Source organism: Ancylobacter rudongensis, from assembly GCF_900100155.1.
In the GTDB taxonomy this organism is placed as follows: Bacteria; Pseudomonadota; Alphaproteobacteria; order Rhizobiales; family Xanthobacteraceae; genus Ancylobacter; species Ancylobacter rudongensis.
Genome location: NZ_FMTP01000013.1, coordinates 24037 through 36334 on the forward strand (window position 1 = coordinate 24037; position 12298 = coordinate 36334).

7 protein-coding genes and 1 pseudogene are annotated in these 12298 nt (G+C 68.0%); 7 read left to right on the plus strand and 1 reads right to left on the minus strand.

What is annotated here, in order from left to right; all coding sequences use genetic code 11:
• The first annotated feature begins 75 nt into the window (after positions 1-75).
• The 7 genes from parA (at position 76) to sseA (ending at position 12070) form a co-directional block, all read left to right on the plus strand.
• Positions 76-732: a ParA family partition ATPase gene (parA, locus tag BLO63_RS20465; protein ID WP_091444636.1), complete on the plus strand. Its 657-nt coding sequence runs from the start codon at positions 76-78 to the stop codon at positions 730-732.
• Between the two features lie 698 nt (positions 733-1430).
• The gene (locus BLO63_RS20470; RefSeq protein WP_091444639.1) at positions 1431-3380 is read left to right on the plus strand and encodes an autotransporter assembly complex protein TamA; all 1950 of its coding nucleotides are present in this window, start codon (positions 1431-1433) and stop codon (positions 3378-3380) included.
• The gene (locus BLO63_RS20475) at positions 3380-7642 is read left to right on the plus strand and encodes a translocation/assembly module TamB domain-containing protein (RefSeq protein ID WP_244518006.1); all 4263 of its coding nucleotides are present in this window, start codon (positions 3380-3382) and stop codon (positions 7640-7642) included. Before BLO63_RS20470 ends, BLO63_RS20475 begins: the two co-directional genes overlap by 1 nt.
• Positions 7643-7907: 265 nt before the next feature.
• Positions 7908-9356 carry a cryptochrome/photolyase family protein gene (locus tag BLO63_RS20480; protein WP_091444643.1) on the plus strand — a complete coding sequence of 483 codons (1449 nt, stop codon included), beginning with the start codon at positions 7908-7910 and terminating at the stop codon, positions 9354-9356.
• Between the two features lie 79 nt (positions 9357-9435).
• A complete protein-coding gene (locus BLO63_RS20485; RefSeq protein ID WP_091444646.1) occupies positions 9436-10467 on the plus strand; it encodes a cysteine synthase A in 1032 nt (343 codons plus the stop codon).
• Positions 10467-11180 (plus strand): alanyl-tRNA editing protein, encoded by a 714-nt coding sequence (locus tag BLO63_RS20490; protein WP_091444649.1) that lies wholly within the window; start codon positions 10467-10469, stop codon positions 11178-11180. Before BLO63_RS20485 ends, BLO63_RS20490 begins: the two co-directional genes overlap by 1 nt.
• A gap of 26 nt (positions 11181-11206) precedes the next feature.
• Positions 11207-12070 (plus strand): 3-mercaptopyruvate sulfurtransferase, encoded by an 864-nt coding sequence (gene sseA, locus BLO63_RS20495; RefSeq protein ID WP_091444652.1) that lies wholly within the window; start codon positions 11207-11209, stop codon positions 12068-12070.
• Between the two features lie 72 nt (positions 12071-12142).
• Here the strand turns inward: sseA and BLO63_RS21395 are convergent.
• Positions 12143-12298 (minus strand): annotated as a pseudogene (locus tag BLO63_RS21395) (amino acid ABC transporter ATP-binding protein); the annotation flags it as partial.

Here is a 12298-nt window from a genome sequence, read left to right on the forward strand (position 1 = left end):
CTGATCGTCACTCTCAGAACCATCTGTTGCATTTTAGTTACGCCACAAACGTGACATCGAAATGGAGGGCTTACGGTGAGTGGCAGAATTATCACTATCGCTCAGCAGAAGGGTGGGTCCGGTAAAACGACGCTAGCGGCCCACCTTGCTGTTGCGCTCTCGCAACAGTCGGTCTTCGGGTCGCTGGCGCGCGTTGCCCTGCTCGACTGCGATCCCCAGGGGAGCCTTGGTGAGTGGTTCGAGGCGCGCGAGGCCAGTCTTGGCGAGGATGCGACCGGCCTGTCCTTCCGGACGGCCTCCGGATGGGGTGCGCGACGCGAGGCGCGCAGCCTGGTGCGCGATTACAATTTCGTCGTGATCGACACCCCGCCGAAATCCGACGTCGAATCGCGCCCGGCCATCGAAGTGGCGGATCTTGTCGTCGTACCCGTGCAGCCAACCCCGATCGACCTGTGGGCCACACGACCGACGCTGGAGATGATCGCCAAGGAAGGCACATCGTGTCTGCTGGTGATCAACCGGGCGCAATCGCGCGCGGCCCTCACCCACGACATGGGCGCCGCGATCGAGGCGCTCGGGCACCCCGCCGCCCGCACGCGGCTCGGCAACCGCGTAGGCTTCGCCGCCAGCATGGGGCGGGGACTCACAGTGCTTGAAGCTGAGCCCGGCTCAAAAGGCGCCGCCGAGATCGAGGCGCTGGCCACCGAGCTTCGGGACTACCTCGCCAACTAAGTAGCGGGACTATCTCACCAGCTAGTCTGCGCGTCGACGCCTCTCGGGCGCCCGCTGCCTGCCGACGGCGTTTTCTGAAGGCGGGGTCTGATACGACGCCACCCAGCGCAGGCGGCCGGACGCTGCCGGCGCGCGTCGCGCATGTCCTCACTGCAGTTTTTGTCCGCGACACAGCGCAACGAGTGGCGCGCGGCATCGATCAGCCAAGCCACATGCCGCACAGGATGCACCAAGATGCGCGGCTGCCGGGTGGATGCGGCCGCCGCTGCTGCTGCGTCCCCGCCCGGAACACGACCTATCACGGTAGCGCGGAACTTTGTGCCCGCTGCGCCGTAAAGGGGTGCAGAGCTCGGTGAAGCGTCATAGGGAGGGGAAGACGTGGCGCGAGGTAAGAGGCAGTTGAAGGTACCAGACGCCAGCGGCGCAGCGCCAAGCCCTTGGCCGTCGCCAGATTTCTGTCGTCCAGCAGCGCTGAAATTTGCATTCTTCCGCCTGCAAGGTTGACGTCCCGCGGTTTCGCACGGCAATCAGGAGCAGGCTCACCTATGGAAAGCTGGCGTTCATTGTCGCCGGGCTAGTTTCGCGGTCCGAAAGGAATGTTGCCACGGTCAGGCGACAGTCCGGCCATTGATGCAGGAGTAGACGGTTTGGCGGGTGGAAGACGGAAAGGGCATCTTTGGCTTGCGCTCGCGTTCTGCGTGGCTCTTGCCCTGCCTGCCCTCCCCGTGCCGGCCTCCGCCCAGCTTTTCGGCGGCAACAATGACGAGGCGGCCGAGGATGGCGCGAATGGCGGGTTCTTCGGCCCACTGATCAATCTGTTCAGCCCCCGACCGATCTCATCCGGCCCCCCGGCCCCGGACGCCACGCCTTACACCGTGACACTCGACGTGACCGGCGGCGACAGCACCCTGAAGGACCGGATCGAGGCCGCCTCGAACCTCGAACGGTTGAGCGAGCGCCCGCCGTCCGGCGCCGCCGGCCTGGTGCGCCGGGCGCTGGCGGATCGGCGGGACATCAACGCCGCGCTCTACGGCGCCGGCTATTATGGTGGCATCATCCGCATCCGCATCGCCGGAAGCCCGCCGGATGCCCCCGATGTGTTCCAACGTGTGGAAGCCGCACGGGCGCGCGGGCCCGTGCCGGTGCAGGTCGCGGTACAGGCCGGCCCACAGTTCCAGTTCGGACGCGTCGAATTGCTCGATGCCGCAACCCGCCGCCTGCTGGCCGACGCCCCGGCCCTGTCGCGGCTACGGCTGGTGCCTGGAGAGGCCGCCCTGGCGACGTCCATCGTCCGCGCCGAAGGCATGATCGTCGATCATTGGCGGCGGATGGCCCATCCCTTCGCCCGGATCGAGAGCAAGGAAGTCGTGGCCGACCATGCCTCGCACATGGTGGATGTCACGTTTCTCGTCTCCCCGGGTCCGATCGCCACGTTCGGCCGCTTCAACGTCGTTGGCGCCGATTTCCTCACCCCCGGCTTCATCGAGGAGCGCATCGAGATCGCGCCGGGCACGCCGTATTCGCCCGAGGTGCTGGACCGGATGCGCCGCCGCCTGCTGGAATATGAGGCGATCGCCAGCGTGCGCGTGCGCGAGGCCGACCGGCTGGAGGCCGATGGCAGCCTGCCGGTGACAATCGAAGTGTCGCCCCGCAAGCCGCGCTATATCGGCGTCAGCGCCACCTATTCGTCGACCGATGGGTCGGCGATCAATGCCTATTGGGGCCATCGCAACCTGTTTGGTGGCGGTGAGACTCTGCGGCTCGATGCCCAGGTCTCGTGGTTCGGCGAGAAGTCGGAGGCGGTGCCCACGGCCGACCCGTTCGGCTACAAGCTCGCCGCCGCCTTCGTGAAGCCCGGCATCTATACGGCGCAGGACGACCTTGTTGCCAATGCGGCGGTGCTGCGAGAAGTTACCAACGCCTATGTGCGCGAGGCGGTGACGCTGCTGGTCGGCGTTCGGCACCGCTACAGCGACGACCTGACCCTGCAGGTGAGCCTCGACCTCGAACAGTCGCAGGTTGAGGACAGCACCGGCACCAATGATTACGGCATTGTCGGCGTGCCATTCGAGCTGACCTATGACAACACCGACAGCAAGCTCGATCCCTCGCGCGGCTGGCGCGCAACGGCGACAGTCGAACCCTTTGCCTATCTCGGCGATGCCGGGGCCGGTCCCACCCTGTTCAAGGGATCCGTCTCGACCTACCACGCCTTCGATGAGCGCAAGCGCTTCATCCTGGCTGGTCGTGTGGCCGCCGGCAGCATCATCGGCGCGGGCCTTTATGACGTGCCGCCGCAGCGGCGCTTCTATGTCGGCGGCGGCGGCTCGCTGCGCGGCTATGAGTACCAGTCGGCCAGCCCTCGCAACGAGGAAGGCATCATCATTGGCGGGCGCAGCTTCGTCGAGGCCTCGCTGGAAGCCCGCCTTCGTGTCACCGACACCATCGGCATTGTGCCGTTCTTCGACATGGGCTCGGCCTTCGCCTCCGAATGGCCGGACTTCGACGGCATGAAATATTCGGCGGGCGTGGGCCTGCGCTACTACACGGCGATCGGCCCGCTGCGGGTCGACTTCGCCTTCCCGCTCAATCCGGGGCCGGAGGACGGTGATTTCGGCGTCTATGTCAGTCTGGGGCAGGCCTTCTGATGACACGCGCGCTCAGAATACTCGCCATCACGCTGCTCTCGTTGCTGGGGCTGCTGGTCATCGCCTTCGGCGCGCTGCAGACACCGCCGGGCAAAGCGCTGCTCGCCCGCGTCGCCTCGTCGCTTGCCTCTTCTCCCGGCCTCACCGTCTCCCTTCGCGGGTTGGGCGGCTTCGTGCCCTTCGACATCAGCGTCGAGAGCATCGAGATCTCTGACGCGGAAGGCCCGTTCACCCGCATTGAGAATGCGCGGCTCGACTGGCGGCCGCTCGCTCTGCTCGCGGGGCGGGTGGATGTGACCACCCTTACTGCGGCGCGCGTCAGCCTCGAGCGCCGGCCGGTACTTCCACCCTCGCCGCCGTCCCAGACCGAGGGGACGTCCTTCGCCCTGCCGGTCCGGCTCGAAACGCTCGCCATTCCCGACATTGTGCTCGCCGAGCCGGTGCTGGGTCATGCGGCGCGGCTCTCGCTGAACGGTTCAGCCAACCTCGCCTCTCTGGCGCAGGGCATGTCGATGACCTTCGCGCTGGAGCGCCTCGACGCGCCCGGCACGCTAACGGGATCCGTCGGCTATGCCCCGGAAACCGGGCGTCTCGATCTCGACATCGCCGCGCGCGAGCCGGCCGGTGGGTTGATGGCGCGCGCCGCCGGCTTTGATGGGCTGCCGGAGATTGCCGCCGCGCTGAAGGGCGCCGGCCCGCTCGATGCCTGGGATGGGCATCTGCGCATCACCGTCGGCGATCTCGCCGAAGCCAGTGGCGCGGCGGGCATTCGCGCCGTCGCGGACGGGCACAGGGTGAACTTCGCCATTGACGCCGATATCGCCTCTATTTTGCCGGCAAACGTTTCGCCGTTGTTCGAAGGGCGAAGTGAGCTAGCCGGCTCGGCAACCGTCGATCCGGCGCGGAAACTAGTCATAGAGACGCTCACCGCACGCGCTGCCGGCTTCCGCGCCACGGTAAGCGGCACGCTCGACGCCGCCGAGACGGCCGACCTCACCTTCGATGCCCAGCTGGGCGACGCCGCACGCTTTACCACCCTTGCTCCGGGCGTCGGCTGGCAGAGCCTCGGCCTTGCCGGAACGCTAAAGGGGGCGTTGCGCGCGCCTGCAATCGAGGCACGGGTCACGGCGACTGAGCTTACCGGCCTCGACTACCGCGCCGGCGGCCTCTCCGCCACGCTGCGCACCCTGCCCGCTGTGCCCGGGCTTCTGGCTTTTTCAGTGGAGGGCACGGCAGACGCCTTAACCGCCGTGGATCCGCAAGTGGCGGCAGCACTCGGCACACAGGGGCGCTTCTCGGCAGCCGGCACGGTGCCCACAGGCGGCGACGCCGTGCTGGAAGCGGCGTCGGTCGAGTTGTCCGCGATCACGGCGCGTTTTGCCGGGCGGGCGGATGGGCGCGCCATTGACGGCGACCTTGGCGTCAGCCGGCTGAACCTCGCCGCCTTCTCGCCGCTCGCCGGCCGCCCCCTTGCGGGCACGGCAACGCTCGACGCACGGTTCTCCGCCTCGACGGACCTGACGCGCGCCAGCGCCGTGGTCGAGGGCCGCGCGCAGGGACTTGAGACGGGCATCGCCCGCCTCGATGCTCTTGTCGGCCAGAGCCTCAGCATCAATGGCACGCTCGCCCGGGACGGCGCCAATGCGCTCTCGGTAGATAGCCTCAAGATCGAGACGGACGGCATCTCGGCCACCGTCGATGGTCGCCTCGCCACCGATGTAGCCGACCTCACCGCTAAGCTCGCCCTCGACGATCTCGCGCGGATCGACCCGCGCCTTGCCGGCGCGCTCCAGGCCGATGCCGCCTTTTCCGGAACGCTCGACGCCCTCGGCGTCAAGGCGACGCTGCATGTGCCCGACGGCATGGCGGAGGGACGGCCGCTGCGCGATGTGACGCTCGACATCTCCGCAACGGATATCACCAACGAAGTGGCCGGAACGTTTTCGCTCTCCGGCGACATTGGCGGAAAGCCGGCGCGAGGCTCTGCCGCTCTGGCAACGCAGCCGGACGGAAGCCGCCGCCTGTCAGACCTCGATCTCGCCATCGGCTCGGTCACGGCGCGCGGCGACCTGACCCTGACCCCCGACGGCCTCGCGAACGGACGGCTCAATCTTGCTGCCGGCGACATCGCCGACATCGCCGCGCTCGCCCTCACCGAAATGGCAGGCGCCCTGAACGCGGATGTCACGCTCAGCGTCGCCGAGGGCCAGCAGAACGCGGATGTGCGCGCCAGCGCAGAGCGGCTCCGCGCCTTCGGACAGAGCGTAGGCTCAGCCAGCATCAATGGTAGCGTGCGCGATCTGCGCGGCGTGCCGCTGCTCGATGGCACCGCCGATCTGCGGGCCGTAGATCTTTCCGGCGTGACCGTGGAGACCGCCACTCTTCGCGCCAATGGCACCGCCACCGGCACCGATCTCACGCTGGAGGCCCTCGCCCAGGGCACCACTCTGCGCGCCGCCGGCCGGCTGGAGCCGATGGCGGACGGCGCGCGGCTGCGGCTCGATCGGCTCACTGCAGCGCGGCCCGGCCTCAACGCGGCATTGAGCGCGCCGGCGACCTTCACCCTCACGGGCGGCACGGTTGCCATCGACCGGCTGGCGCTGACCGCCGGCGGCGGCGCCGCCACCGTGTCCGGCACGGCCGGCGAACGGCTCGATCTCGCCGTCGACCTGCGGGCCCTCCCGTTGGCGCTGGTCAATCTCGTCGCGCCAGAGGCGAACCTCTCGGGCACACTGGCGGGAACGGCGCGCCTTGGCGGCACCGCTTCCGCGCCCACCGGCCCCTTTGATCTTCGCATCACCCGCCTGAGCCGTCCGGACCTCGCCAGTTCCGGCGCCGGGCCTTTCGATATCGCCGCCTCGGGCACGCTGGGCAATGGGCGGGCGCAGCTGCGCGCCACCATCACCGGGCAGAATCTGCAAGGCCTCACCCTGAACGGCTCGGTGCCGCTCGGCGCCGGCGAACTCGATCTTGCCCTGCGTGGCGCCATCAACCTCGCCATCGCCAATCCCATGCTTGCCGCCACGGGCGCGCGCGTAGCCGGCATCGCGAATGTCGACGCCACGCTGCGCGGCACCCTCGCCGCCCCGCGTGCCGGTGGCACGGTAAGGCTCAGTGGCGGCCGCTTCGACGATTCCGTCAACGGCGTGGCGCTCGGCAATATCGAGGCGGTGCTCACCGGCACCGATCGCTCGGTCACGCTCACCAGTTTCCGCGCCACCACCACCAATGGCGGCAGCATCAGCGGGCGCGGCACTGTCGCGCTTGATCCCTCCGCCGGCTACCCCGGCCGGATCGACCTCGATCTGGTCAATGCGGCACTGGTGAACAGCGATCTCATGCGTTTGGTGGCGGAAGGTCGCCTCGGCATCGAAGGTGCGTTCCTGAATGGACCTCGTCTGACCGGCCGGCTGGTGCTGCGCGCGCTGGACATCAACGTTCCGGACCGCTTCCCGGGCGGCGTTCAGGACCTGAATGTCCGCCACGTGAATGCGAGCGCGGAGTTCAAGCGCAAGAGCCCCACCGTACAGCGCCAGCAGGGGCCGGCGGCGCCGACCCGCAACGGTATCGCGCTCGATCTGGTGCTCTCGGCGCCAAGCAACAATGTGTTCGTGCGCGGCCTTGGCATCGAGGCGCAGCTCGGCGGCGAGCTGAAGCTCAGCGGCACGACGCGGGCGCCGGTGACGCTGGGCGCGTTCCAGCTGCGGCGCGGCTCTTTCGATTTCGGCGGACGTCGCCTGACCTTCACCCGCGGCAACATCACCTTCACCGGCACCACCGACCCGGAACTCGACTTCATCGCCGAAACGACCAGCACCGACATCACCGCCCGGGTGCTGGTTTCGGGCCCGGCCTCCCGCCCGGTGGTCAGCTTCTCCTCCACGCCGACCCTGCCGCAGGACGAGGTCATCTCCCGGCTGCTGTTCGGCCGCTCCGCCGGTTCGCTCAATGGCGGCCAGGCGCTGCAGCTCGCACAGGCCGCCGCACAGTTCTCCGGCGGCGCCGGAGTGCTGGAAAACGTACGCCGCTCGCTCGGCGTCGACAGCCTCGAACTGGGCACGGACGCGGAGGGCACCGGTGGTCAGGTGGGCATTGGCCGCCGGTTGAACGACAATATCTATCTCGGCGTGCGCCAAGGCACGTCGGCGGGATCGAGCCGCGTCACGGTCGATGTGGATGTGACCAAGAACATCCGGCTTCAGGGCGCGACGGGCGCCAACGGCGCCGCGGAGGTCGGCATCGGCGCCCAGTGGGATTACTGAGGCGGCTAAGGTTCAGTTGAAAACCGCGTTGTCAGGCGATGCTGGGCCCACCTCGACGCCGCGACGGGTCGGCCATGCTACCGCGCGTCCCGCGACAATGAGGTTCTGTTTCCCGAGCCCGGATACGGTGACGCAGCCGCCCCTCCGCCCTCTCCTCAGAGACCGGGCAACGGCCAGCTGATGGCGTTCGGGCGGACACTGAGACCCGAAGTGATCGTTTGGGTCGGGTGATGCGTAATAAAGCGATCTCCTCAGGATTAGCCGCATGCGCCCACCGTCCGACCGCCCCGCCCTCGTCTGGTTTCGTGACGATCTGCGCCTCGATGACAATCCGGCGCTCGACGCGGCGAAGGCGACGGGGCGGCCGCTGGTTCTCGTTTTCCTGCTTGACGAGCAGAGCGAAGGGATCCGCCCGCTCGGCGGCGCGGTGCGCTGGTGGCTCGGCCGCTCGCTGGCGGCGCTGGCGGCGGCGATCGAAGCGAAGGGCGGCGAGTTGGTCCTGCGCCGTGGCCGGGCGATCGACTGCATCCCCGATCTCGCGCGGGACATTGGCGCGCAGGCCGTTTACTGGAACCGCCGCTACAGCGCCCCCGAGATCGCCGTCGACAAGGCGGTGAAGTTGGCGCTCACGACAGGCGGAATTGCCGTGGAGAGCTTCGGTGGAAACCTCCTCCACGAGCCATGGACCGTCGAAACGCAGTCGGGAGGCGCGTTCCGCGTATTCACGCCCTTCTATCGGCGGGCCGTGACGCAGGCCATCCGAGTGCCTTCGCGCGCCGCCTCGCAGTGGAGGTTCGGCCACCCGCCAGACGGCGAGCGGCGTGAGGAATGGGCACTGGAGCCGACCGCACCTGATTGGGCGGGCGGGCTACGGCAAGCCTGGACGCCGGGCGAGGATGGTGCGCTGACGGCGCTCGCCGCCTTCATCGATGGCGGGCTCGACGGCTATGCCGACCAACGCGACCGTCCGGACCTGCCTTCGACGTCGCGCCTTTCGCCACATCTGCGCTTTGGCGAAATCTCCCCGCACCGGGCGCTCGCCGCCGTGCGGCACGCCGAAGCTGACGGCAGCGCGGCCCCGCGCGACGTGGGCAAGTTCGTCAGCGAGGTCTATTGGCGCGAGTTCAGCTATAACCTGCTGTTCCACTTCCCCGACATTGGGCACGCCAATTTCAACGATCGCTTCGACGCCTTTGAGTGGGCCAGCGACGGGGCGCTGGTGCGGGCCTGGCGGCGCGGCCTGACCGGCTATCCCCTCGTCGATGCCGGCATGCGGCAACTCTGGCAGACCGGCTGGATGCACAACCGCGTGCGCATGGTGGCGGCGTCCTTCCTCATCAAGCATTGTCTCACCGACTGGCGGCGGGGCGAGGAATGGTTCTGGGACACGCTGGTCGATGCCGATCCCGCGAACAACCCGGCGAGCTGGCAATGGGTCGCCGGCTCGGGCGCCGACGCCGCCCCCTATTTCCGCGTCTTCAATCCGGTTGCGCAGGGCGAGAAGTTCGATCCCGACGGTCATTATGTCAGGCAGTTCGTGCCGGAACTGGCCGCGCTGCCCTCCAGCATCCTCCACAAGCCCTGGGAGGCGGCGCCCGCCGTGCTGCGGCAGGCCGGCGTGGTCCTCGGCGAAACCTATCCGCGTCCGGTCGTCGATCATGCATGGGCCCGCCAGCGGGCTCTCGACCGATTTCAGCGCATTCGCGCCGAATAGCACGGCCATGCCGGTTGCCGAGGCGGAGCGGGATCACTAATTTCGTGGCCCCCGGCACACGGCAACAGAAATCAGGTCCATGGATATCCGCAACGGTCTCGTCGAGGCGATCGGCAACACGCCGCTCATCAAGCTCCAGCGCGCCTCGCAGGCCACCGGCTGTACGATCCTCGGCAAGGCGGAGTTCCTCAACCCCGGCCAGTCGGTGAAGGACCGCGCCGCCCTGTTCATCATCCAGGACGCGGTGGCACGCGGCGCGCTGCGTCCCGGCGGCGTCATTGTCGAGGGCACGGCCGGCAATACTGGCATCGGCCTCGCTCTGGTCGGCAATGCGCTGGGCTTCCGCTCGGTGATCGTCATTCCCGAGACGCAAAGCCAGGAAAAGAAGGACATGCTTCGCCTCGCCGGCGCCACGCTGGTGGAGGTGCCGGCCGTCGCCTACGCCAACCCGAACAACTACGTGAAAGTGTCCGGGCGGCTGGCTGAGGCACTGGCGGCGAACGAGCCGAACGGCGCGGTCTGGGCCAACCAGTTCGACAATGTCGCCAACCGCCTCGCCCATATCGAGACCACGGGTCCGGAAATCTGGGCGCAGACCAATGGCAAGGTCGACGGCTTCGTCTGCGCCGTCGGCACCGGCGGTACGCTGGCCGGCACCGGCATCGCCCTCAAGGCGCGCAACCCGGCGATCCGGATCGGCCTTGCCGACCCCATGGGCGCGGCGCTCTACAGCTATTACACCACGGGCGAACTGAAATCCGAGGGCTCCTCCATCACCGAGGGCATCGGCCAGGGGCGGATCACCGCCAACCTGGAAGGCGCCCCCATCGACTGCGCCTATCAGATCGGCGACGCCGAAGCGGTTGAGATCGTGTTCGACCTGCTCGAGCATGAGGGCCTGTGCCTGGGCGGTTCGTCCGGCATCAATGTTGCCGGCGCGATCCGGCTGGCGAAGGAACTCGGGCCCGGCCATACCATCGTCACCATATTGTGTGACTTCGGCACCCGGTATCAGTCGAAGCTCTTCAACCCCGCCTTCCTGCGCGAGAAGGGCCTGCCCGTGCCGGGTTGGCTTGAGCGCAGCGTCGACGTGCCCAACGTGCTGGTGTGATGACAACCCTCCTTCTGTTCCGCGACGACGCCTATTGTCAGGAAACATCCGCCGTGGTGACGGCGGTGACGCCCGAAGGCGGGATCGTCGTCGACCGGACGGTGTTCTATGCCAATGGCGGCGGCCAGCCGGGCGATCGCGGCACGCTGACAAGGGCCGATGGCTGCGAGATCACCATCGAAACGGCGATCTACAGCCCGTCCAAGCTCGACGTCATCCATGTTCCGGTGACCGGCTGTGAGCTGCCTGAGCCGGGAGAAGCCGTCACGCTGCGGCTCGATTGGTCCACCCGTCACAAGCGGATGCGGATGCACACCGCTCTCCACCTGCTCTCTGTTGCCCTGCCCTTTCCCGTCACCGGGGGATCGATCGGCGAGGAGGAGAGTCGCCTCGACTTCGACATTCCCGAAGGCGGGCTAGACAAGGACACGGTCACCGCGAAGCTCGCCGAGATGATCGCGACCGGCGCCAGCGTGCGCGAGCGATGGATTTCCGATGAGGAACTGCTCGCCAATCCCGGTCTGGTCAAGACCATGGCGGTTAAGCCGCCCATGGGGACCGGCAAGGTTCGCCTGGTCGAGATCGAGGGGCTTGATCTCCAGCCCTGCGGCGGCACTCATGTGCGCAGCCTCGACGAAATCGGCGCCGTGCAGGTGACGAAGATCGAGAAGAAGGGCCAGCAGAACCGCCGCGTGCGGCTGGCCTGGGCCTGATGCCCGCGCGGCACCTGGAGTGCGCCATGACGGATACCGCCTTGCCTGCCAACCCCTACCTTGTCTCGACCGACTGGCTCGCCGCCCATCTCGGCGCCCCGAACCTGGTCATCGTCGATGGCTCGTGGCATATGCCGGCGACCGGCCGGAAGGGGCGTGAGGAATATCTCAAGGCCCACATTCCCGGCGCGGTGTTCTTCGACATCGACGCGATGTCCGACATTTCGAGCCCGCTGCCGCACATGCTGCCCAGCGAGACGCTGTTCCGGGCGGCGATGGAGTCGCTCGGCATCGGCCGGCAGATGAAGATCGTGGTCTACGACACCCAGGGCCTGTTCTCAGCCCCGCGCGTCTGGTGGACGCTGCGCGCCTTCGGGGCCGTGGACGTCGCCATTCTCGATGGCGGTTTTCCGAAATGGCTCGCCGAGGGTCGGCCGACCGAGGCCGGCGAGGCGCCCTATCTCCCCGCCCGGTTCGACGCGACACTCGACCGCGACTGGGTGGCCTCGATCGACGAGGTCGCCACTCACCTCGCCGATCGGCGCGCCCAGGTTCTGGACGCGCGCGCGGGCGAACGTTTCCGCGGTGAGGCGCCGGAGCCGCGCGCCGGCGTCCGCCCCGGCCATATTCCCGGGTCGCGCAACCTGCCGGTTTCCCAGGTGGTTAAGAATGGCCATCTCGCGGACCCGGAAACGATCCGCAAGGCGGTCGAGGCGGCCGGCATCGACCTGTCGAAGCCGGTCATCACCAGCTGCGGCTCCGGCGTCACCGCCGCCATTCTCTGGCTGGCACTGGAAAGCCTCGGCGCTCCGCCCACCGCGCTCTATGACGGCTCCTGGAGCGAATGGGGCGCCTCCGACAGGCCGGTGGCGACCGGACCGGCCGACTGACACGTGCCAACCGACACAAAAAATGGCCGGGCCGCCTGCGCGGTCCGGCCATTTTTGTTCGCGGAACCCCGCCTAGTGCAGGATCTGGCTGAGGAACAGCCGTGTGCGCTCGTGCTGCGGGTTGGAGAAGAAGGCTTCCGGCTCGTTCATCTCGATGATCTGCCCGGCATCCATGAAGATGACCCGGTTGGCGACCTGGCGGGCGAAGCCCATCTCGTGGGTCACGCA

Excerpts from the sequence above, each read along its gene's own strand:
- BLO63_RS20475 (WP_244518006.1), top strand. The coding sequence starts at position 3,380 with ATGACACGCGCGCTCAGAATACTCGCCATCACGCTGCTCTCGTTGCTG.
- BLO63_RS20480 (WP_091444643.1), top strand. The coding sequence starts at position 7,908 with ATGCGCCCACCGTCCGACCGCCCCGCCCTCGTCTGGTTTCGTGACGAT.
- BLO63_RS20485 (WP_091444646.1), top strand. The coding sequence starts at position 9,436 with ATGGATATCCGCAACGGTCTCGTCGAGGCGATCGGCAACACGCCGCTC.
- BLO63_RS20490 (WP_091444649.1), top strand. The coding sequence starts at position 10,467 with ATGACAACCCTCCTTCTGTTCCGCGACGACGCCTATTGTCAGGAAACA.
- sseA (WP_091444652.1), top strand. The coding sequence starts at position 11,207 with ATGACGGATACCGCCTTGCCTGCCAACCCCTACCTTGTCTCGACCGAC.